The 20,227-nt window shown below is 73.4% G+C and carries 20 protein-coding genes; 12 read left to right on the top strand and 8 right to left on the bottom strand.

Going from position 1 to position 20,227, the window contains the following annotated elements:
- The first annotated feature begins 8 nt into the window (after positions 1 to 8).
- From secA2 to O3597_RS12965, 4 genes are all read left to right on the top strand, one after another.
- On the top strand, positions 9 to 2,303 hold the full coding sequence (gene secA2 / locus O3597_RS12980) for an accessory Sec system translocase SecA2 (RefSeq protein WP_164447254.1): 2,295 nt from the start codon (positions 9 to 11) through the stop codon (positions 2,301 to 2,303).
- A 190-nt stretch (positions 2,304 to 2,493) separates the two neighbouring features.
- Complete coding sequence (locus O3597_RS12975) at positions 2,494 to 3,234, top strand: GAF and ANTAR domain-containing protein (RefSeq protein WP_281604297.1); 741 nt, start codon at positions 2,494 to 2,496, stop codon at positions 3,232 to 3,234.
- Positions 3,235 to 3,313: 79 nt separating this feature from the next.
- Complete coding sequence (locus O3597_RS12970) at positions 3,314 to 3,814, top strand: DUF2231 domain-containing protein (RefSeq protein WP_164447253.1); 501 nt, start codon at positions 3,314 to 3,316, stop codon at positions 3,812 to 3,814.
- A 102-nt stretch (positions 3,815 to 3,916) separates the two neighbouring features.
- Complete coding sequence (locus O3597_RS12965; RefSeq protein WP_281604296.1) at positions 3,917 to 4,672, top strand: class I SAM-dependent methyltransferase; 756 nt, start codon at positions 3,917 to 3,919, stop codon at positions 4,670 to 4,672.
- A gap of 4 nt (positions 4,673 to 4,676) precedes the next feature.
- Here the strand turns inward: O3597_RS12965 and O3597_RS12960 are convergent, their stop codons facing one another.
- A complete protein-coding gene (locus O3597_RS12960) occupies positions 4,677 to 5,069 on the bottom strand; it encodes an ankyrin repeat domain-containing protein (protein ID WP_164447252.1) in 393 nt (130 codons plus the stop codon).
- Between the two features lie 383 nt (positions 5,070 to 5,452).
- Here O3597_RS12960 and O3597_RS12955 point away from each other — a divergent pair, with 383 nt between their 5' ends.
- From O3597_RS12955 to O3597_RS12935, 5 genes are all read left to right on the top strand, one after another.
- Positions 5,453 to 6,064 carry a winged helix-turn-helix domain-containing protein gene (locus tag O3597_RS12955; protein ID WP_164447251.1) on the top strand — a complete coding sequence of 204 codons (612 nt, stop codon included), beginning with the start codon at positions 5,453 to 5,455 and terminating at the stop codon, positions 6,062 to 6,064.
- A gap of 124 nt (positions 6,065 to 6,188) precedes the next feature.
- Positions 6,189 to 6,830, top strand: a complete 642-nt coding sequence (locus tag O3597_RS12950) for a uridine kinase (protein ID WP_164447250.1) — start codon at positions 6,189 to 6,191, stop codon at positions 6,828 to 6,830.
- Positions 6,831 to 6,952: 122 nt separating this feature from the next.
- A complete protein-coding gene (locus O3597_RS12945) occupies positions 6,953 to 7,351 on the top strand; it encodes a TraR/DksA C4-type zinc finger protein (protein WP_093402778.1) in 399 nt (132 codons plus the stop codon).
- A 45-nt stretch (positions 7,352 to 7,396) separates the two neighbouring features.
- Entirely contained in the window at positions 7,397 to 8,272 is an 876-nt protein-coding gene (locus O3597_RS12940) for a DUF72 domain-containing protein (RefSeq protein WP_164447249.1), read from the top strand.
- Positions 8,273 to 8,588: 316 nt separating this feature from the next.
- Positions 8,589 to 9,017, top strand: coding sequence for a DUF2267 domain-containing protein (locus O3597_RS12935; RefSeq protein WP_164447248.1), 429 nt, complete (start codon positions 8,589 to 8,591; stop codon positions 9,015 to 9,017).
- Positions 9,018 to 9,069: 52 nt separating this feature from the next.
- Here O3597_RS12935 and O3597_RS12930 read toward each other — a convergent pair whose 3' ends face one another.
- A complete protein-coding gene (locus O3597_RS12930; protein WP_281604295.1) occupies positions 9,070 to 9,834 on the bottom strand; it encodes a DUF72 domain-containing protein in 765 nt (254 codons plus the stop codon).
- Positions 9,835 to 9,842: 8 nt separating this feature from the next.
- Positions 9,843 to 10,580: a PIG-L deacetylase family protein gene (locus tag O3597_RS12925; protein ID WP_166458403.1), complete on the bottom strand. Its 738-nt coding sequence runs from the start codon at positions 10,578 to 10,580 to the stop codon at positions 9,843 to 9,845.
- Between the two features lie 200 nt (positions 10,581 to 10,780).
- Between O3597_RS12925 and O3597_RS12920 the strand changes: the two genes are divergently transcribed.
- Together O3597_RS12920 and O3597_RS12915 are read left to right on the top strand one after the other, a co-directional pair.
- Positions 10,781 to 11,023, top strand: a complete 243-nt coding sequence (locus O3597_RS12920) for a hypothetical protein (protein ID WP_093402782.1) — start codon at positions 10,781 to 10,783, stop codon at positions 11,021 to 11,023.
- A 9-nt stretch (positions 11,024 to 11,032) separates the two neighbouring features.
- Positions 11,033 to 12,346: a cupin domain-containing protein gene (locus O3597_RS12915; RefSeq protein WP_281604294.1), complete on the top strand. Its 1,314-nt coding sequence runs from the start codon at positions 11,033 to 11,035 to the stop codon at positions 12,344 to 12,346.
- A gap of 14 nt (positions 12,347 to 12,360) precedes the next feature.
- Here the strand turns inward: O3597_RS12915 and O3597_RS12910 are convergent, their stop codons facing one another.
- The 5 genes from O3597_RS12910 to O3597_RS12890 all read right to left on the bottom strand — a co-directional run bounded on the left by O3597_RS12910 (position 12,361) and on the right by O3597_RS12890 (position 17,555).
- Complete coding sequence (locus O3597_RS12910) at positions 12,361 to 13,029, bottom strand: hypothetical protein (RefSeq protein WP_281604293.1); 669 nt, start codon at positions 13,027 to 13,029, stop codon at positions 12,361 to 12,363.
- Positions 13,026 to 15,695 (bottom strand): FtsK/SpoIIIE domain-containing protein, encoded by a 2,670-nt coding sequence (locus O3597_RS12905; protein ID WP_281604292.1) that lies wholly within the window; start codon positions 15,693 to 15,695, stop codon positions 13,026 to 13,028. Before O3597_RS12905 ends, O3597_RS12910 begins: the two co-directional genes overlap by 4 nt.
- Positions 15,688 to 16,749, bottom strand: coding sequence for a hypothetical protein (locus tag O3597_RS12900; RefSeq protein WP_281604291.1), 1,062 nt, complete (start codon positions 16,747 to 16,749; stop codon positions 15,688 to 15,690). The genes O3597_RS12905 and O3597_RS12900 overlap by 8 nt, the downstream gene beginning before the upstream one ends.
- An 8-nt stretch (positions 16,750 to 16,757) precedes the next feature.
- Positions 16,758 to 17,018, bottom strand: a complete 261-nt coding sequence (locus O3597_RS12895) for a hypothetical protein (protein WP_092379879.1) — start codon at positions 17,016 to 17,018, stop codon at positions 16,758 to 16,760.
- Positions 17,019 to 17,165: 147 nt separating this feature from the next.
- The gene (locus O3597_RS12890) at positions 17,166 to 17,555 is read right to left on the bottom strand and encodes a hypothetical protein (protein ID WP_164447246.1); all 390 of its coding nucleotides are present in this window, start codon (positions 17,553 to 17,555) and stop codon (positions 17,166 to 17,168) included.
- 115 nt (positions 17,556 to 17,670) lie between these two features.
- On the opposite strand from O3597_RS12890, the gene O3597_RS12885 reads away from it, so the two are divergent.
- A complete protein-coding gene (locus O3597_RS12885) occupies positions 17,671 to 20,223 on the top strand; it encodes an ATP-dependent Clp protease ATP-binding subunit (RefSeq protein WP_281604290.1) in 2,553 nt (850 codons plus the stop codon).
- Positions 20,224 to 20,227: the final 4 nt, after the last annotated feature.

The raw sequence follows: 20,227 nt of genomic DNA, 5'->3' as shown, positions 1-20,227 counted from the left end.
TGCGGCTCATGGGTGTGTCGCAACGGTTGAAGACCAGGTTTCGTCGGTTCCTCCAGCGCCCGGGGACCACGGTCGATCTGGCCCCGCTGGAGAAGCTGCTGCCGGTCATCGAGGCCCGCGAGGAGGAGATCTCGGCGTTCGACGATGCCGAGCTCACCGAGGCGGCCGGCGCGGCGTCGAGCTACGAGGAGATCTGCGCCCTCGGTCGCGAGGCGGCCCGCCGGGGCATCGACCAGCGCCCGTACGATGTGCAGCTGCTCGGTGCGATGTCGCTGCTCTCCGGCAAGGTTGCCGAGATGGCCACCGGTGAGGGCAAGACGCTCACCGCGGCGATCGCCGCGTACGGGCACGTCCGGCTCGGCAACGGGCCGGTGCACGTGCTCACCGTCAACGACTACCTGGCCCGCCGCGACGCCCGGTGGATGGAGCCGATCTACACCCTGCTCGGCCTCACCGTCGGCTGGGTCAACGAGGCGTCCACCCCGGTCGAGCGCCGCGCCGCGTACGCCTGCGACGTCACCTACGTCTCGGTCAGCGAGGCCGGTTTCGACTTCCTCCGCGACCAGCTCGTCACCGACATCGAGGACCGGGTGCAGCGCCCGCTGCGCACCGCGATCGTCGACGAGGCCGACTCGATCCTGATCGACGAGGCCCGGGTGCCGATGGTCCTGGCCGGCTCGGTGCCCGGCGAGCAGGACCCGGTGCACGCCGCCGCCGCGCTCGTGCGCGGCCTGCGCAAGGGCCGGCACTTCACGGTGGCCGAGGACGGCCGCAGTGTCGCCTTCACCTCCGCCGGCCTGGCCGCCGTCGAGGCCAAGCTCGGCATCGACCTGTACGACGAGGAGAACGTCGAGCAGCTGTCCGCGGTAAACGTGGCGCTGCACGCGCACGCCCTGCTGCACCGGGACGTGGACTACATCGTCCGCGACGGCACGGTCGAGCTGATCGACGAGATGCGGGGTCGGGTCGCCCAGCGCCGCCGGTGGCCCGACGGGCTCCAGGCGGCGGTCGAGGCCAAGGAAGGGCTGGACGCCTCGGCCGAGGGCGAGGTGTTGGGCACCATCGCCGTGCAGGCGTACGTCGGGCTCTACCCGGTGGTCTGCGGCATGACCGCCACCGCGGTGCTCGTCGGTGACCAGTTGCGGGAGTTCTTCGGCCTGGAGGTGGCGGTGATCCCGCCGAACACCCCGTGCGTGCGGGTCGACGAGCCGGACCGCATCTACGCCACCCGGGCGGAGAAGGAGGAGGCGCTGATCGACGAGATCCGGCGCTGCCACGCCGACGGGCGCCCGGTGCTGGTCGGCACGCTGGACGTCAAGGAGTCCGAGCAGTTGGCGGCCGGGCTCAACGCCGCCGGGGTGCCCTGCGTGGTGCTCAACGCGAAGAACGACGACGAGGAGGCGGCGATCATCGCCGAGGCCGGCGCGTACGGCGCGGTCACCGTCTCCACCCAGATGGCCGGCCGGGGCGTCGACATCCGCCTCGGCGGCAGCGACCAGGCCGACCGGGAGCGGGTGGCCGAGCTGGGCGGCCTCTACGTGATCGGCAGTGGCCGGCACGACAGCCGCCGCGTCGACGACCAACTGCGTGGTCGGGCCGGTCGCCAGGGCGACCCGGGCGGGTCGGTCTTCTTCGTCAGCCTGGAGGACGACCTGGTCGTCCGGCACGCCGGCGACACCGTGCCGCCGTCGCCCCGGATGAACGCCGACGGTCTGGTCACCGACGCGCAGGTGGACTACGCCGTCGAGCACGCCCAGCGGGTGGCGGAGGGGGTCAACCACGAGATCCACCGCAACACCTGGCGGTACAGCGTGGTCATCGAGCAGCAGCGCAAGGCCCTCGCCGAGCGGCGGGAGCGGCTGCTCACCAGCGACGTCGCGGCCCTGATGCTGTTGGACAAGATGCCGGAGAAGGCCGGCGAGATGGACGAGGACCTGCTGGCCCAGGTGGCCCGGTCGATCGCCCTCTACCACCTCGACCGGCTGTGGGCGTCGCACCTGGCCGAGCTGTCGGAGGTCCGCGAGGGCGTGCACCTGCGCGCCCTGGGCCGGCTCGACCCGCTCGACGAGTTCCACCGGGCCGCAGTGCCGGCGTTCACCGAACTGGTACCGGCGATCGAGGCGCGGACCCTCGCGACCTTCGCCGAGACCGAGTTCGACGAGGACTGGGAGCCCGACGCGGCGGAGCTGGTCCGCCCCAGCGCCACCTGGACCTACCTGGTGCACGACAACCCGTTCGGCTCCGAGCTGGACCGGTTGATCGCCTCGGTCGGGCGGCGGCTCAGCGGGGCCGGTTCCCGCTGACCTGTCCGGTCCGGCACGCCCCTCCCGGACGCACCCGTACCCTGGGAGGGGCCCCGTTTTGCGCCGTTTCGACCGTTGTCGGCGGGGGTAGTAGGGCGGATCGTGATGTCGAAGGCGGCTCCAGCGTGGGAGCCCCGCCGAGGAGGAGACGGGTGACGAGGCTGACCGGGCGTACGGGAGCCGCGGGCCGGTGAACCTGGAGACGCGTACCCCGCTGACGGAGACGCTCGGCGTGCTGGAGACGGCCGCCCTGCTGCGGGAGCTGACCGCCGGTCTGATCGCCGTGGACGACTTCGACGCGGCGCTGACCGCACTGGTCCGGATCACCCGGGACGCCCTCGCCGGCGTCGCCTGGTGCGGATTCACCGCCCTGCGGGCCGGCGAGCCGGCCGGCGTGGCCGCCTCCGACGCCCGCCTGTGCGGGCTGGACGACCTGCGGTACGGCCCGGACACCCCGGCGATGGACGCGATCCGCCGCCGGGAGATGGTCGGCGCGGCGGAACTGGACGGCGAACCGCGTTGGCCGGACTGGACCCCCCCGGCCCGCGAACTGGGCGTATGCGGGGTCATCTCGGCCCCTGTCGACATCGACGACCAGGTGATCGGTGCGGTGAACCTGTACGCCGCCGAACCCGACGCGCTGACCCCCGGCCACCAGCTGACCGCGATGCTGCTCGCCGAACACGCCGGCCTGCTGCTGGCGGCCGTACGCGACCGGGAGCGGCGCGCCGCGCTGACGGTGCAGCAGGACCTCGCCCTGCTCAACGACGGCGTCATCGGCCAGGCTGTCGGCGTCATCATGACCCAGCGCGGCTGCCCGGCGCCGGACGCCCTGGACGTCCTGCGTGGCGCGGCGACGTCGCTGTCGATACCGCTGCGGGAGGTGGCGGAGCGGCTCGTCAGCACCGTCTCCCGGCCCCGGGACAACTGATCGGGGCGTGTCGTTTCACCCGGGTGGCGTCCGGGTAGCACCCTGGGCTGACGAGGTGAGCCTATCCAGGGGGACCAGGATGCAGAGCCGGCTGCGGGTGCAGGGACACTCCATCCAACCGATGCTTGTGACATTTCCGTACGGGCTCTTCGTCTGTGCCGTCATCTTCGACCTCGCCGACGTGGTCGGTGGCCCGGTCTTCCTCGGCGAGGTCGGCTACTGGACGGCGGTGGCCGCCCTGGTGACGGCGGCGTTGACCGCGATGGCCGGGATGGTCGACCTGTGGGACGTGCCGCCGGACCGCACCCGCCACACGGCGATCAGCTTCAACGTGGTCAACGCCGGCATGGCCGGGCTGTTCCTGCTCTCCTGCCTGATGCGGGCCGAGGCGACGAACCGTGGCGCCACCCCGGCGCTGCTGGTCGTCGAGGTGCTCGGCCTCGCCGTCGGTGGGGTGGGCGTACACCTCGGCGCACGGCTGATGCGCCACTTCGACACCACCCGACCCGAGGCGGCAAGCGTCGAGGTCGTACGTGGCCTGGACGCCCCCACCGTCGAGGTCGTACGCCCGCGCCCGTAGAGCCCGGCCCGGTACCCGGGTGCTGCGCCGGTGGCCGGCGCTCGGCGGGCGGCGTCGGATAACGCGTTGCCGGAGCGGTCCTGGCCGGACACGCTGACACCCGTGTCGCAGGAGACGAGTTTCGAGGATCTGATCGCCGAGGGAGCCGCCGCCCCGGTCGAGGGGTGGGCGTTCGACTGGCTCGCCGGGCGGGCCACCGAGGAGCGTCCACCATGGGGTTACGCGCGGCTGGTCGCGGCGCGGATGGCGAAGGTCCGCGCGGCGCTGGACATCGACACCGGCGGGGGAGAGGTGCTGGCCGAGGTGCCGCACCCGCCCCCGCTGCTGGTCGCGACCGAGGCATGGCCGCCGAACGTGCCGGTGGCGCGGGCCAACCTGGCGCCACTCGGGGCGAGCGTGGTGGCGGTGGCCGGCGACGCGCCCCTGCCGTTCCGGGCCGCCGCCTTCGACCTGGTGGTCAGCCGGCATCCGGTGCGCACCGACTGGCCCGAGGTGGCGCGGGTGCTGCGCCCGGGCGGCACGTTCCTGTCCCAGCAGATCGGCCCCGGGACCGTACGCGAACTCAGCGAGGCGATCCTCGGTCCGTTGCCACCGCCGGAGCACCGCCATCCCGAGCACGCGGTGGCCGCCGCTCGGGCGGCCGGCCTGACCGTGGTCGACCTGCGCGAGGCGACGCTGCGGACGGTCTTCCACGACATCGGTGCGGTGGTCTGGTTCCTGCGTAAGGTGGTCTGGACGGTGCCCGGCTTCACGGTGGCGGCGCACCTACCGGCGCTGCGGCGCCTGCACGACCGGATCCGGGTCGAGGGTCCGTTCGTGGCCCACGCCCGTCGCTTCCTCATCGAGGCAAGAGCGTAGGCGGCTAGCCGGAGCGGAGCATCGCGAGCATCTCCGGCAGGTCGAAGAACTCCGCGGTGGCCACCGCCGACGGATTGCCGCCGTCGGGGTCGGCGCCCGCGTCGAGTAGTGCGCGTACCGCCTCGGCGTTGCTGCGGAACACCGCCGCGGCCAGCGCCGTCTGTCCCCGGTCGTTGGCTCGGGAGTGGTCGGCGCCCCGGTCGAGCAGCGCGCGTACCGTCTCCGGGCGGGCGTGGTAGGCCGCCAGGATCAGCAGGCTGTCACCCTTCTGGTTGGTCAGGTTGACCGGCAGCCCCGCGTCGACGTACCCGACCAGTTCGGTGGTCGCGCCGTCGCGTGCCAGGTCGAACATCCGGTGCGCGAATTCCAGGGTCTCGGCGTCGAGTTCGTCGCTCACCGGTCCAGGTTAGTCGGCGCCGGCGCACCGCTCGCGCCCACCGGCGACCAGTGATCGTGACCGACCTCGTCTCCCCGACGGCTGTCCCGTCCGCGTGACGGTCAACGGCATGGGAGCGCGAACAGTCGACGTCGGAGCGGGTACGGACATCCCGCCCCGAAGGCCGCGAACGGCATGGACCACCCCCCGTATCAGGTCAACTTGGCGACTCTGCTGTAATCATCTGGCCTCGTACGCAGAGCGAGCGGACGGCTCCGATGTGTCGGTCAATTGTCACATTCATGCAACGCAGCCGCCCCTTGACCCTCGCATGGGCGCCGGGAAGCATCGATAGAGCGGCGTCCCGGGGCCGTGGGGAACACCCGGACCAGCCAAGGAGGACCATGTCGGTCAGCCCCGCTTCGTCGCGCGCCGGATGGCATACGTCCCAACCCGCGGTGCCCGGTCGACCTCCCGGCGGCCAGCGCCGTCCCGTCAACACCGCCGCTCCGGTGCTGACGGTCACCCTGTCCATCCCCCTGGCGTGTGAGGAGTCGCTGACGCCGGCCGCGCGTGCGTTGCTCGACGCGGCACGGGAGATGCTGGAGCGGGGCGAGGGAACCATCACCACCGTCGGTCCGGTGGTGCCGGAACGTCGCGCCGAGACCGTGCCGGCGGGCCGTACGCCGTCCCGGCAGCTCGCTCCGGCCATTCCCGCCCTGCACATCCTGGCCTCCTCCCGGTCGGTGCTGCGCGACGGCGAGCCGTTGCCGTTGACCAGGCTGGAGTTCGACCTGCTGCTGCACCTGGTCGCGAATCCCCGTCGGGTCTTCACCCGACTCCAGCTGCTCAACGCCGTCTGGGGTTACGAGCACGCCGGCGTACGCACGGTCGACGTACACGTGCGCCGGCTCCGCGGCAAGGTCGGCGTGGACGTTCCGCTGGTCACCACCGTCTACGGCGTCGGCTACCGGCTGGCCGACGACGCTCGGGTCACCCTCGACCGCACCGGCTGACGCCCGTCGCCGGCGCGCCGCCGGCCGCTCGGACGAGTCCGGTCGGACGCGAGGTGTGGTCACCGCCCGGCCCGGAGCGCGGGGGGGTGCGGCGGCGGCGTCGACCAGCGGGCACCATGGTCGGATGCGGGTGCGTCCCATCTCACCACCGCTGCTGGTCGGCGAACTGGCCGAGCGGCTGGCCGGCGCGGTGTCGACCGGCCGGCTGCGGGTCGCGGTGGACGGCGCACCCGCCGCCCGCCCCGACCACCTGGCCGACGCCCTGGTCGATCCACTGCGCGCTCTCGGTCACCCGGTGCTGCACGTGCGGACCGACGATTTCCTGCGTCCCGCGTCGCTGCGTCTGGAACGGGGTCGGACCAACCCGGATTCGTACTACGAGGGCTGGGTGGATGAGGCCGGCCTGCGGCGCGAGGTGCTGGACCCGGCGGGACCGGACGGGCCCGGAAGGGTGCTGCCCTCGCTGTGGGACGCCCGAACGGACCGGGCCAGCCGGGCCGCCTACGTCGACCTGCCAGCCGGCGGGGTGGTGCTGGTCAGCGGGGCGTTCCTGCTCGGCGGTGGGCTGGCGTTCGACATGGTCGTACACCTGGAGATGTCGCCCGCCGCGCTACGCCGGCGCACCGACTCCACGCTGGCCTGGACCCTGCCCGCGTTCGACCGGTACACCGCCGAGGTTGCCCCGGCCAGCTTCGCCGACGTGGTGGTCCGGGTCGACGACCCACGTCGTCCGGCGTTCGTGGAATCCGGCGACGGGCCGGTTTGAGCCGTCGACGACGAGGGTAAACGCGGGGCTCACAGCGCCCGGGTGCGAAGACCTGGGTGGGATGACCGGGTGTGGACCGACCCGCCCGCGGTGACCGTACGGCCCAGGAAAGGCAGGCAGCGATGCTCGTCCACGACACGGTCGGCACCGGCCGATCGCAGGCGGAGACCGACCAGATCCGGCTCTCCCTGCAGGCCCGCCACGACGAGCTGACCGAGGAGTACCAGCAGGCGGTGCAGCAGAGCCAGGTGCTGAGGCTGGTCGAGGTCGGCGACACGGCCGGCGACGACCAGGCCGACAGCGGCACCAAGACGGCCGAGCGGGACACCGCGCAGTCGCTGCTGCGGACCATCCTGGACCGTCGCGCCCAGTACGAACACGCCCTCGCCCGGCTGGCCGAGGGCACCTACGGCTTCTGCGAGGGCTGCACCGCGCCGATCCCGGTGGAGCGGCTGGAGATCTTCCCGTCGGCCACCACCTGCGTCACCTGCAAGCAGACGCGCGAGCGTCGGGCGGCCTGACCCGAGACGGTTGCCGGCCGGTCCGGGACACGGTGGACTCCACCCATGGGTGAGATCAAGGTGGGCACCGCGTCCTGGACCGACCGGACCCTGCTGGACTCCGGCTGGTACCCCCGGACGGCCGACACGCCGGAGAAACGGCTGGCCTACTACGCGCGCCAGTTCCCGGTGGTCGAGGTGGACGCCACCTACTACTCACCGCCGGCCGAGCGCACCGCCCGGCTGTGGGCCGAACGCACCCCGGCCGGCTTCACCTTCAACGTGAAGGCGTTCAGCCTGCTCACCGGCCACCCCACCAAGGTCAGCGCGATCTACAAGGAGCTGCGGCCGGAGACCGACAAGCGCAACCTCTACCCGGACGACCTGCCGCCGCAGGCGTACGAGGAGGTGTGGACCCGGTTCCTCAGCGCCCTCGACCCGCTGGTCGAGGCGGGCAAGCTCGGCGCGCTGCTGTTCCAGTTCCCGCCCTGGTTCACCATCCGACGCGACAACAAGCAGTACCTGCTGGAGGTGGCCCGGCGGTGTGCGCCGCTGCGCCCGGTCTTCGAGTTCCGGCACGCCTCCTGGTTCGACGGCGACAACGCCACCGAGACCCTCGACTTCCTGCGCGAGCACCGGCTCGCGTACGTCAGCGTGGACATGCCGCAGGGGCACCGCTCGTCGATCCCGCCGGTGCTGGCCGCCACCTCGGACCTCGCGGTGGTGCGCTTCCACGGGCACAGCGACAAGTGGACCAGCAAGGACATCCACGAGAAGTTCGGCTACCGCTACTCGGCGCGGGAACTCAAGGACTGGGCACCCAGGCTCCGTGAGTTGGCCGGCGAGACCGAACAGACCCACGTGCTGATGAACAACTGCTATCGCGACTACGCCCAGACCAACGCCCAGCAACTGCAGGCACTGCTCACCGAGTCCGGCTGACCGCCCCCGGGCCGGTTCTCACCCGGGTGGGGTGACGGCGACTCACCTGGTCCGTGCGCAGCATGGTGGCAGCGGCGCGGCGCTCGGGCGATGGTCCGTGCGGAAGCGACACCACGGAGGTGGTTGGCGATGACGGTTCGGGTGGCAGCGCACCGACGACGAGACGCGGTGCTGCACGTCGTCGGAGCGGCCGGGCACACCCGTCGGACGTCGCGGGTCGGATGGAGCAGTCCCATCCGGTACCGCCGCGGCCCGGTGGGTCCGCCGCGACGTCAGGACGACCGACGGTGGGAGACCGACCTACGGGGGTGGACAGATGGCTGAGCAGTTCCAGTCCGCGATCGAATCCTCGATGGACAAGACCAATCTGATCCTCAAGGACATCGAGCAGGCGTACGGGTGGCCGAAGGAGCAGCGCAACCAGTCGTACGCCGCGTTGCGTACCGTGCTGCACCTGCTGCGCGACCGGATGCCGGTGCAGGAGAGCGTGGAGTTCTCCGCCCAACTGCCGGTCGTGGTGCGGGGGATCTACTTCGACGGCTGGCAGCCGCAGAACGTGCCGATCAAGCTCAACCGGGACGACTTCCTCTACGAGGTCCGCCAGGGCTTCCCGTACGACGTGGCGGGCGGCCCGCAGCGGGTGGTCCAGGTGGTGCTGGACACGCTGCGCCGGCACATCACGCAGGGTGAGTGGGAGGACGTCAAGGCGACCATGCCCACCGACCTCGCCCGGATCATGCCCTGACCCGCGCCCGTGGCGACCCGCCCCGTCGTGGGGCGGGTTCGGCGCGTCCGGATCACCGGGCCGGCGGCTCGGGCACCCGGCTGACCCGGCGACCGGCACGTGCGGCCAGCCCGGCGAAGGTGGTCGCGTTCGCGACGGCCGCGCCGCCGGGGTCGTTGTTGAAGTAGACGTACGCCGTCTCGTCGTCGCCGAACGTCTCGGTCAGCCGGCGCACCCACGAGGCCAGTGCGGTGCGTCCATAGTGTGGCCAGGGGCGAGCCCGGCCCTCGTGCAGGCGCAGATACCCGAATCCCGCGGTCCGCCAGCGGGGGGCGATCGGCCGGCCGTGCCGGTCGGCCCACACCAGCGCGGCGTCGTGCCGTTCCAGCACCGTCCGGGTGGCGTCGGTCCACCAGGAGACGTGCCGTGGTTCCACCGCCACCCGCACCGACGACGGAAACAGCCGCAGTGTGGCGTCGAGCGCCGGTGGGTCGGCGCGCAGGGTCGGTGGCAGTTGCAGCAGCACCGGGCCGAGCCGGTCGCCCAGCGCCGTGGCCCGGCCCAGGAACCGGGCCACCGGCTCGGCGGGATCCCGCAACCGCTTGATGTGGGTCAGGTAACGACTCATCTTGACCGCCACGCAGAAGTCGCCGGGGGTACGCGCGCGCCAGGCGGCGAAGGTCTCCCGCTCCGGCAGCCGGTAGAACGCGTTGTTCACCTCGACCGTGGCGAACCGGTCGGCATAGTGCTCCAGCCAGGCCCGCTGGGGTAGCCCGCCGGGATAGAAGCGGTCCCGCCAGTCGCGGTACTGCCAGCCGGAGGTGCCGACCAGGATCACGATCGGCCCTACCAGAGGTCGAAGTGGAACACCTCGAACGAGGTGCCGTAGCGCACGCCCAGCCGGGCACCGACCGGCCGCGCGCCGCCCTCCAGGAACTCCTCGGCGTCGAAACTGCCGTCGCCCAGCCCGGTCAGGTACGCCTCGTGGGCCAGCAGCGACGCGACCCCCCGGTCGAACGTGTCGGTGGTGTCCACACCGTGCCCGGAACGCGGCGACGAGGCCGCCCACACCTGCCGTACTCGACCCCACGGTTCGAGGCCGTCGGCCAGCTGCTCGGGGAAGATCCAACGGTTGCCGGCGTCGCGGACCGCGTCCAGAGTGGCCCGGCCCACCGCGATGTGGTCGGCCTGGTTGAGTACGTCCGCCCCGTCCCAGGTGGCCCGGAAGTTGTTGGTGATGACGATCTCCGGGCGGTGCCGACGGACCACGGCGGCCAGTTCCCGGCGCAGCGGCACGCCGTACTCCAGCACCCCGTCGGGCAGGCCCAGGAACTCGACCGTGTCCACGCCCACCAGGGCCGCCGACTCCCGCTGCTCCTGCTCGCGTACCTCCCGGGCACGCGGCGGCGGCATCCCGTCGATGCCCGCCTCGCCGCTGGTGACCAGGCAGTAGACGACGTGTTTGCCCTGCCCGGTCCAGCGGGCGATGGCGGCGGCGGCACCGAACTCCAGGTCGTCCGGATGGGCCACGATCGCCAGGGCCCGCTGCCAGTCCTCGGTCACCGGCTCCAGTGGTTCGGTCATCGGCACCTCCGTCGCAGTGTTCGACCAATCCTGCCACCCGAGCCGCCGGCCCGCCCGCGACGGCGAACCGGTCATGCCGGATGGTTCGGACGATTACGGTGGGAGGAGGTGGGGTTAGAGAAGATCGGGAGCGGGGTACCACCCGCGGCAGGACGCACCCGACCAATGGCGGCGGGGGCGGGTCAATCCGAGGGAGCACTATGCCACTCAACGACGACGACATGCAGACGACCAGCGGCGGCGGGGCGGAAGGCCCGGCCGACGGCGGTGCCACTCCGGGCCAGCACGACGGTGGCGCGGACGGTAGTGCCGAGGGTCCGGCCGACGGCGGTGCCACTCCGGGCCAGCACGACGGCGGCGCGGACGGTAGTGCCGAGGGTCCGGCCGACGGTGGTGCGACCCCGGGTCAGCAGGACGGCGGCGCCGACGGCGCGGCCCGGTAACGGATCGCCATGACGCATCTCGATCCGCCGGGCGGCCACGGCCGCCCGGCGGCTCCGTCTCCGGCCGCCGTCTCGTCCGACCTCGGCGAGCCGGCCGAGCGGACCTCGGCCGCGGCCGCGTTGGCCCGCTGCGTCAGCGTGGAGGCGGCCAAGTTCGCCGCCGCACACTGGGGGCGTACCCCGCTGCTGTCCCGCGCCGTCGAACTGCCCAACCCGGACGGCTTCACCGACCTGCTCAGCCCGGCCGACGCCGACGAACTACTCAGCCGGCGGGGTCTGCGTACCCCGTTCCTGCGGGTGGCCAAGGACGGCCAGGTGCTGCCGGCGGCGCGGTACACCGGCGGCGGCGGCGCCGGCGCCGAGATCGACGACCAGGTCCTCGACGAGAAGATCCTCCAGCTGTACGCCGACGGCGCCACGCTGGTCCTGCAGGGTCTGCACCGCACCTGGCCCGCGTTGATCGACTTCACCCGGGACCTGAGCCTGGCGGTGCGGCAGCCGTTGCAGGTCAACGCGTACCTGACCCCACCGGACAGTCAGGGTTTCGCCACCCACTACGACACCCACGACGTCTTCGTGCTCCAGGTCGACGGCCGCAAGCACTGGCGGATCCACCCGCCGGTGCTGCCCGACCCGCTGGAGCGGCAGCCGTGGGGCGGTCGCGCCGACGAGGTCGCCGCGACCGCACAGGGAGCGGCCGCGCTGGACGTGGTCCTGGAGCCGGGTGACGCGCTCTACCTGCCCCGGGGGTGGCTGCACAGCGCCCAGGCGCAGGAGTCCAGCTCGCTGCACCTGACCGTCGGCGTCCGGGCGTTGACCCGGTACGCGCTCGTCGAGGAGTTGCTCGCGCTGGCCGCCGAGGATCAGCGACTGCGGGCGACCCTGCCGTTCGGCACCGACGTGGCCGACCCGGACGCCATCGAACCGGAGCTGACCGAGACGGTCGAGGCGCTGCGGGAGTGGCTGCTGCGGGCCGACCCGGCCGACGTGGCCGCCCGGCTGCGGCAGCGAGCCTGGCCGGCGTCGCGCCCGGCACCGATCCGGCCGCTGGCCCAGGCCGCCGCGATCACCGCGCTGACCGCCGACAGTCGGGTCACCGCCCGGGCGGGCCTGCGCTGGCAGCTGGTCACCGAGGGCGACCGGGTGGCGCTGCGCCTGTTCGACCGTACGGTCACCCTGCCCGCGCAGTGCGGGCCCGCCGTCCGTGCCCTGCTCGCCGGCCCGCCGATCCGCGTCGGCGACCTCCCTGGCCTGGACACCGACGCCGACCGCCTCACCCTCACCCGCCGTCTTCTCCGCGAAGCCGCCCTCACCCCCGCCTGACGGCGCCGGGGCGGTCAGGGGAGGGGGAGGGTCAGCAGGAGCAGGGTGGTGGCGAGGCCGGCGACGACGACGATGAGGACGGGGCGGGGGCTGAGCACGGCGTGGCGGCGGTCGGCGATCAGACGCGCCGGGATCAGGCCCAGCACCGGACCGAGCAGCGTCACCACCAGGGCCAGCACCGGCAGACCGACGGCCAGGTCACCGTCGTCCCGGATACCCAGGGCACGGACGACGGCGCCCAGCGCGTACGCCAGCAGCGCGCCGCCGACGCCGCACAGCGCCAGCATCGGGTTGACGTTGCCCGGCAGCTCACCGGGTTGACGGGTACGGCGCAACAGGTCGCGTACCCCGTCGAGCAGGGCGACCGGGTCGCCGGTGGCCTCCGGCGCGGGCGCCGGTGGTGCCCCGGCCCGTCGCCCACCGCCGCCGAGCCGGGTGTTCAGCTCCTGCCACAGCACCGCCACCTCGGCGTCCACCCGCTCCTGCACCTCGCGCGCGGCCGCCAGCTCCCGCTCGGCGCGGCTCACCTCGTCGGCGGACTCGGCCACCGCCCGGTCCGCCGCCGCGCACTGCTGCTCGTACCAGGTCCGCGCCTCCTCGCGCTGCTTCCGCACCCGGGCGGTCAGCTCGGCGAGCCGGCGCAACTGGGCCGCGTACGTCTGGCTGGTGACCGGTTCGTTCATCGGGCCGGTCCGTAGGGGATGATGGTCTGCCCGGTCCGGTGCACCGCCCGGTCGAAGAAGAGCCCACGCCACGGGCGGGGATACCAGTCCGGGCCACCACTGCCCGGGTACAACGACGGTCCCAGCTCACCGCCGTGGGTGTCGAGGGCCACCCAGGCGCCGATCTGATCGGTCCGCGCGCCGGTGCCGCCCAGGTCGGCGCGCATCCGGGCCACCCCGCGCCACCAGGCCAGCACGTGGGTACGCCGCTCGGGGCCGTCGTGCAGGATCCGGCGCAGGTTCTCCAGCCCGGTGGCCCGCCCGGTGCGTGCGGCCAGCGTCCCGGCCGCCGCGTCGACGGCGAACAGCAGCAGATAGTGCGGCGCACCGGTGGCACCGGGCGCACCCAGCGTCTCGGCGGTCTCGGCCATCAGTTCGGCCACGGTCTCCTCGTCGTACCAGGCGGCGTCGTCGGCGAGATCCTCGTAGAGGGCCCGGGCCGCCGGGTCGGCGTCCGGATCCAGGCAGGCGATCGAGAAGCGGGCGCTGCCGGGGCGGTGCTGCCGGGCCAGCGAGCGGGCTGCGGCGTCCAGCACCGCGCACGCCTCGTCGACCCGGGTACCCAGGACGGCCAGGTTGCGGCCCGGTGCCCGGGGCAGGCGCAGCACCGCCGAGCGGGCCTGCACGTCGATGATCTCGCCGAGCAGCGCGACCGGACCTCGGGGGGTACCGACCTCCGGCGCCCGCAGCGCCCGGAAGTCCGGCGCGTCGGCCAGCCGGGGCACGGCGTCGCCGTCGAAGAGGCGGGCGGGCGAAGCGTCGGCCGGACGCATCCGCCACAGCCGGTGTTGCAGGTCGCTCCACGTCTCCCAGTCGCTGGCCGAGGGGATCCGGGCCACCTGGTTGCCCTCGGTCAGACCCGACTCGGCGTTCACCACCGCGTGGAACTTCGGCAGCGACTGGGCAGCGTCGTTGCGTTCGGCGAGGATGCGCAGCGCCTTCGGCAACGCGATGCGCAGGGTGAACTGGGCCACCAGCGCGGGTCGACCCCACAACGCCTCGATGCCGCGTACGTCCTGCGAGGCCAGCACCAGGTGGATGCCCTGGGAGCGACCCCGACGGGCCAGGTCCTCCAGCAGGTCGGCCGCATCCCGGGCGACCGCGTCCCGGCCGGCCAGCAGCATCTGGAACTCGTCGACCACCGCGACGATGCGCGGCCAGTGCCCGGTCGGGTCCACCGCGCGCAGCTCCGCCAGCTTGGTGACCTCGTGCTTCTTGGCGGCGTCCGCCCGGCGGCGCAACTCCTCGGCGAGGAACCGCAGCAGCGCCAGGCCGAACTCCCGGTCGGTGTTGACGTTGATGCCGACCAGCCGCATGTGCGGCAGCCAGCTCGGGTCCCGCCGGCCCTTGGCGAACCGGGCGAAGGACACCCCCTCCTTGAAGTCGAGCAGGTAGAACTCCAGCTCGGTGGGGGAGTAGCGGGCCGCGAGGGCCCCGATCCAGGCGAAGATCAGGTTGGTCTTGCCGGTGCCCGAGGGCCCGCCGATCAACGCGTGCGGCGGGTAGTCGCCGAGGGTGAGCAGCACCGGGCGGCCCTGCGGTCCCTCACCGATCGGCGCGGTCAGCCCGCTCGCCGAGTCCTCCCGCCACATCTGGTCTGCCGGCGGCAGCAGGTCGGTGAACGGGGTGGGCGCCGGGCCGGCACTGACCACGGAGGCGATGTCCCGGCAGGTCTCGGTGACCAGGGCGGCCGGTGGGGGCGGGTCGAGCCGCACCGCCAGGCTGTCGATCCGGGCGCCGTCGGCGGTCACCGTCACCCGGGTGACCGCCGGGCCGTCGGGCACCGGCACACCCCGCACGATCAGGTGTACGCCGCAGGCCACACCGGCGCGTACCACCCGGTCGAGTTGGCCGCGCTCGTGCCGGGACAGTTCGTCGCCGCCGAGCAGCACCGCGACCCGCCACGGTTCCGGGCGTCGTCCCGTCGCGGCGGCCAGGTCGCGCAGCGACGCGTGCTCGCCGGCCAGGACGGTCTCGTTGATCCGGCGGATCTGTTCCACCAGGTCGTCCAGGAGCCGGCCCAGACCACCCGGGCCGACGAAGGTGAGCAACCCGGCCGGACCCAGCGGGGCGAATCCGGCCAACCCGCCGCCGAGCCGGTCCGGGTCGTAGCCGACCAGCCGGACACTGCCGGGTGCCGCCCGGCCCAGGCTGCGCAGCAGCAGCGCGGCGACCACGGCCGCACAGCCGTCGGCGTCCCCGTCCAGCCGCACGTGCCCGGCGTCGAGCAGCGGCACCAGCGCCGGCACCGGTTCGGTGCCGGCCAGCCGGACGGTGCCGATCCGGGTCGCTCCCGGCGGTTCGGCCCGACCGGCCGGGGTGGGACGCCAGTCCGGCCAGTCCGCCGAGCCCGCGCCGGGCGCCTCCCGGGCGGCGGCCTCGGCCGCCTCCCGGGCCAGCACCGCCAACCGGGCCCCGTGCCGGGAGTCGATCTCGGCCAGGCGGCGGTCGCGTTCGGCGCCGACGCGCTCCGGCACGCCGGCGGCGGCTCGCCGCACCCGCACCGCCCGCTCGCGGGCGGCGGCGAGCGTGACCTGTGCCGTGGCCGACCGTTCCCGGGACGCGCCGAGTGCCTCGGCGAGCAGTTCCCGGACGCGGGTGACCAGCTGGTTGCGCCGGTCAGCCATCGATCCCGCGCCTCGGCCGGCCGCCGGATCCGTCGCTGGAGGTGGGCCGTGACGGTGCCCCTGACCACGGTCCGTCCCGGCGGTCCCCGGAACCGGTCGGCCGGGATGGCCGACCAGGCTGCGCCCGCCTGCCGGGATCCGGCTCGCCGACCCGTCCGACCGGACGGCCGCCGGACGCCCCGCCGTTGTCGGTCCGTACCCCACCCGCGCCCTCGGCCGGCAGGTCGCGGCCGAGGCGGTCGAGCAGGACGCCGGTGAGCACGCCGGCGGTGACCGCCGGGTCGGCGGCGTGCGGCTGCTCGCCCTCGCCCCGGCGCGGCGGAGGCATCCGGCACACCCGGCTGAGCAGGGTGTCCAGCACCGGGGCCGGCAGGCCGGGAAGCAGGTCGCGGACCCGACCGTCCAGTTCGCGGTGCAACCGGGCGAGGTCGTCGCCGCGCGGCGGATGCCCGAGCAGTTCGCTGGCGAGGTCGCGCAGCAGCGGCGGGGCCACGGCGGCCAGGCCCAGGCCGACGTCGGCATGCGCGCCGCGTAGATCGCGGTGCAGTCGGTCGCGATCACCGGCCCGGACCCCGCGTACCACCCGGTGCAGCAGCTCCCGGGAGTCGGCGATGCGTTCGTCAGGTTGCTCCGCCGAGCCCTCCCGCCCGCCGGTCAGCTCGGCCACCCGCACCGACCACCAGCGACGCAGCCGCACCTCGCCGGCCGGCTCCGGTGCGGCGAGCACCGGTTCGGCCGCCCCGGGCGCGTCGTGCACCGGTCGCCGTTCGGGCTGCCCCGGGGCCGGTGGCGCGCCGTCGGGGGCCAGCCCGATCGCGGCCAGGTACGCGGTCAGCTGCTCCTGGGCCAGCCGCAACGCGTAGCCGGCGGTCTCCGCGTGCTCGGTGGCGGCGGACAGCTCCGGTACCCCCATCGGGTTGGCCGACTCCTGACGCACCCAGCGCAGCCGCTCACTGGCCAGGCCGAACTTCTCCAGCGCCTGCCCGAGCAGGCCCAGCGGCAACTCCTCGGCGGCGGCGCGGACCTGCGCGCCGACCTCCTCGACGATGGACACGCCCGCCCCTACAGCGTCGAGACGTACTGCTGGGCCTGCTCGACCGCGACGAGTGTCGCGGCGAGGCACTCCTCCAGCTCCTGGCTGGCCTGGGTCAGCGACGCCTGCGCCGCCTCGACCGTGGTGTGGCCGCTGCCCTCCAGCGCCCCGGCGAGGGTCTGCTGCGCCTCGGCCAGTTTCTCGCCGGCGGCCTGCACGGCACTCTGGCCGTCACCGATCTGCTGAAGTGCGACATCGATGGCTGCCTTGAGCTCGGCGACGCTCGCCACGCGGAACCTCCTGGGGGCGGGGAGGACTCCATTAGAGCCTATGCCGGTAGGGGACGAAGCACGTGCCCTGTCAGTGTTCCTGCCCCGCTGACCGGTTGTCGACCACAGACGCCCCGGGTCCGATTCGTGGGACCGGTGGGCGGACGCTCACCGACCGCCACCGTCGGTCAGCCACCGTGGCCCGCGTACCTCCGCGCCGTACCCGGTGACCCGCTCCCGCAGCTCGCGGTCGGCCGTCACGACCACCCGTCGTCGCTGCCCGGCCCGGGCCACCAGATCGACCACGGCGTCGTCGCCGGAGCCGGCGGCGGACACCACGCGCACCCCCTCGACGCCGGGCACGTCCCGGGCCGCGCCCTCCACCACCAGCACCACCTCGACCGGTGGCGGCAGGTCCGGCGGCAGACCCCGGCCACCCAACGGGACCAGGGTGTCCCGTAGTCGGGCGGTGGCGCCGGCCCGGTCGCGCCACCAGCCGTTCGGGCGCGAGCCCACCACGTTTGCCGCGTCCACGATCAGCAGCGGTGTCGGTTCCATCCGCCCAGCCTGCCATCCGGTGGCCGCACCGGCTGGTGGCCCTTCGTGGCGTTTGTCCGGCCGGTGCCGGGGTAGCCCGTGCCGACCGTCTCGCGCCCGACCGCGGAGGACAGACATGATTGGACCCGGTGACTTCGGCTCCGACCCGTGGGACGAGTTCCTGGCGCGCTACTTCGGTCGGGGCGAGGGCGGGCGACGCCCGGCGCACCGGGTCGACATCACCCGACTGATGACCGCGGACGCGCGGGAGATGCTCGCCGACGCGGCACGCCGGGCCGCGCAGAAGCAGAGCAACGACCTCGACACCGACCACCTGCTCTGGGCGGCCTTGCAGCGGGAGCCGCTGCGTGACCTGGTCCGGCGGGCCGGCGCGGACCCGGACACCCTGGTCAACGCGCTGGGTGGACGCGGTGACGGCGCCCCGCACGGCGAGGTGCCGCCGAACCTGTCGTTGACCCCGGCGGCCAAGCGGGCGCTGCTCGACGCGCACCAGTTGTCCCGCGCGATGGGCGCGAACTACATCGGGCCCGAGCACATCCTGATGGCCCTGCCGTTGAACCCCGAGTCGCCGGCCGGCCGGATGCTCGCCGCCGGCCGGATCCAGCCGGAGTCGTTGCAGGCCGCGAACGCCGAGCGGGGACCGGCGAACGGGCCGCGGCCGGACCGGGGCACGCCGACGCTCGACCAGTACGGCCAGGACCTCACCGACCTGGCCCGCAACGACCAGATCGACCCGGTGATCGGGCGCGCCGACGAGATCGAGCAGGCGGTGGAGATCCTGTCCCGGCGTACCAAGAACAACCCGGTGCTGATCGGCGAGGCCGGCGTCGGCAAGACCGCGATCGTGGAGGGTCTGGCGGAGAAGATCTGCGACGGCGACGTGCCGCAGACGCTGCTCGGCAAGCGGGTCATCCAGCTCGACCTGGCCGGCCTGGTCGCCGGCACCCGGTACCGGGGCGACTTCGAGGAACGGCTCAAGAAGGTGATCGACGAGATCCGGGCCCACCGGGAGGAGCTGATCATCTTCCTGGACGAGATCCACACCCTGGTCGGGGCGGGCGGCGCGGGCAGCGAGGGCGGCATGGACGCCTCCAACATGCTCAAGCCGGCGCTGGCGCGCGGCGAACTACGGGTGATCGGCGCGACCACCCTCGACGAGTACCGGCGCAGCATCGAGAAGGACGCCGCGCTGGCCCGGCGTTTCCAGCCGGTCTTCGTGCCCGAACCCACCGTCGAGGACACCGTGGCCATCCTGCGTGGGCTGCGGGACCGCTACGAGGCACACCACCAGGTGCGGTTCACCGACGAGGCGTTGGTCACCGCCGCCGAACTGTCCGACCGCTACCTCACCGACCGCTTCCTGCCGGACAAGGCGATCGACCTGATCGACCAGGCCGGCGCCCGGGTCCGGCTGCGTACCCGGACCCCCGACGCCGACGTGCGCGACCTGGAACAGCAGCTTGAGGAAATTCGGCGGGACAAGGAGCAGGCGGTCGCCGACGAACAGTACGAGCGCGCCTCCGCGCTGCGCGACCGGGTCGCCGAGCTGGAGAGCCAGGTGAACCGGGCCCGGGGCGACGACGGCAGTGGCAGCCAGGTGCCGGAGGTGGGGCCGGAGGAGATCGCCGAGGTGGTGTCCCGGGCCACCGGCATCCCGGCCAGCCAGCTCACCGAGGAGGAACGCGACCGGCTGCTGCGGCTGGAGGGCCAACTGCACGAGAAGGTCGTCGGGCAGGACGACGCGGTCACCGCGGTGGCCGAGGCGGTCCGTCGCTCGCGTACCGGCCTGGCCGACCCGAACCGGCCGATGGGCAGCTTCCTGTTCCTCGGCCCCACCGGCGTCGGCAAGACCGAACTGGCGCGGGCGTTGGCCGAGGCGTTGTTCGGTGAGGCGGACCGGATGGTCCGGGTGGACATGAGCGAGTTCCAGGAACGGCACACGGTCAGCCGGCTGGTCGGTGCGCCGCCCGGCTACGTCGGGTACGAGGAGGCCGGCCAGCTCACCGAGGCGGTCCGTCGGCGTCCGTACGCGGTGGTGCTGCTCGACGAGATCGAGAAGGCCCACCAGGACGTGTTCAACGTGTTGTTGCAGGTGCTCGACGACGGGCGACTGACCGACAGCCAGGGCCGCACCGTCAACTTCAAGAACACCGTACTCATCATGACGAGCAACATCGGCTCCGAGTTGATCACCGGCGCGCAGCGGGCGGTCGGCTTCGGTGCCGGCGAGCCGGGCAGCGCCCAGGAGAGCGACGAGCTGCGGGAGCGGCTGATGCGCCGGTTGCAGGAGAACTTCCGCCCCGAGTTCCTCAACCGGATCGACGAGGTGATCATCTTCCGTCGGCTGGAGGCCGAGCAGCTGCGCCAGATCACCGAGCTGCTGCTGGAGGAGACCCGTCGCCGGCTGCACGCGCAGGACATCGAGGTGGACTTCACCACCGCCGGCATCGACTGGCTCGCCGAGCACGGCTACCAGCCGGAGTTCGGTGCCCGGCCGCTGCGCCGGGTGATCCAGCGGGAGGTCGACAACCACCTGTCCCGGATGCTGCTGGAACAACAGATCTCACCCGGACAGCGGGTCACCGTCGACGCCCGGGACGACCGGCTGGCCTTCGACGTGGCGGCCGGTCGGGGACAGGCCAGGGCGACGACCTCGCATCCCCGCTGACCGG

Source organism: Verrucosispora sp. WMMA2044 (assembly GCF_027497155.1).
GTDB lineage: Bacteria > Actinomycetota > Actinomycetes > Mycobacteriales > Micromonosporaceae > Micromonospora > Micromonospora palythoicola.
This window is presented reverse-complemented; position numbering and strand designations above follow the sequence as displayed.

Excerpts from the sequence above, each read along its gene's own strand:
- secA2 (WP_164447254.1), top strand. The coding sequence starts at position 9 with ATGGGTGTGTCGCAACGGTTGAAGACCAGGTTTCGTCGGTTCCTCCAG.
- O3597_RS12970 (WP_164447253.1), top strand. The coding sequence starts at position 3,314 with ATGCAGAGCCGGCTGCGGGTGCAGGGACACTCCATCCAACCGATGCTT.
- O3597_RS12955 (WP_164447251.1), top strand. The coding sequence starts at position 5,453 with ATGTCGGTCAGCCCCGCTTCGTCGCGCGCCGGATGGCATACGTCCCAA.
- O3597_RS12950 (WP_164447250.1), top strand. The coding sequence starts at position 6,189 with ATGCGGGTGCGTCCCATCTCACCACCGCTGCTGGTCGGCGAACTGGCC.
- O3597_RS12945 (WP_093402778.1), top strand. The coding sequence starts at position 6,953 with ATGCTCGTCCACGACACGGTCGGCACCGGCCGATCGCAGGCGGAGACC.
- O3597_RS12940 (WP_164447249.1), top strand. The coding sequence starts at position 7,397 with ATGGGTGAGATCAAGGTGGGCACCGCGTCCTGGACCGACCGGACCCTG.
- O3597_RS12935 (WP_164447248.1), top strand. The coding sequence starts at position 8,589 with ATGGCTGAGCAGTTCCAGTCCGCGATCGAATCCTCGATGGACAAGACC.
- O3597_RS12925 (WP_166458403.1), bottom strand. The coding sequence starts at position 10,580 with ATGACCGAACCACTGGAGCCGGTGACCGAGGACTGGCAGCGGGCCCTG.
- O3597_RS12920 (WP_093402782.1), top strand. The coding sequence starts at position 10,781 with ATGCCACTCAACGACGACGACATGCAGACGACCAGCGGCGGCGGGGCG.
- O3597_RS12915 (WP_281604294.1), top strand. The coding sequence starts at position 11,033 with ATGACGCATCTCGATCCGCCGGGCGGCCACGGCCGCCCGGCGGCTCCG.
- O3597_RS12910 (WP_281604293.1), bottom strand. The coding sequence starts at position 13,029 with ATGAACGAACCGGTCACCAGCCAGACGTACGCGGCCCAGTTGCGCCGG.
- O3597_RS12905 (WP_281604292.1), bottom strand. The coding sequence starts at position 15,695 with ATGGCTGACCGGCGCAACCAGCTGGTCACCCGCGTCCGGGAACTGCTC.
- O3597_RS12890 (WP_164447246.1), bottom strand. The coding sequence starts at position 17,555 with ATGGAACCGACACCGCTGCTGATCGTGGACGCGGCAAACGTGGTGGGC.
- O3597_RS12885 (WP_281604290.1), top strand. The coding sequence starts at position 17,671 with ATGATTGGACCCGGTGACTTCGGCTCCGACCCGTGGGACGAGTTCCTG.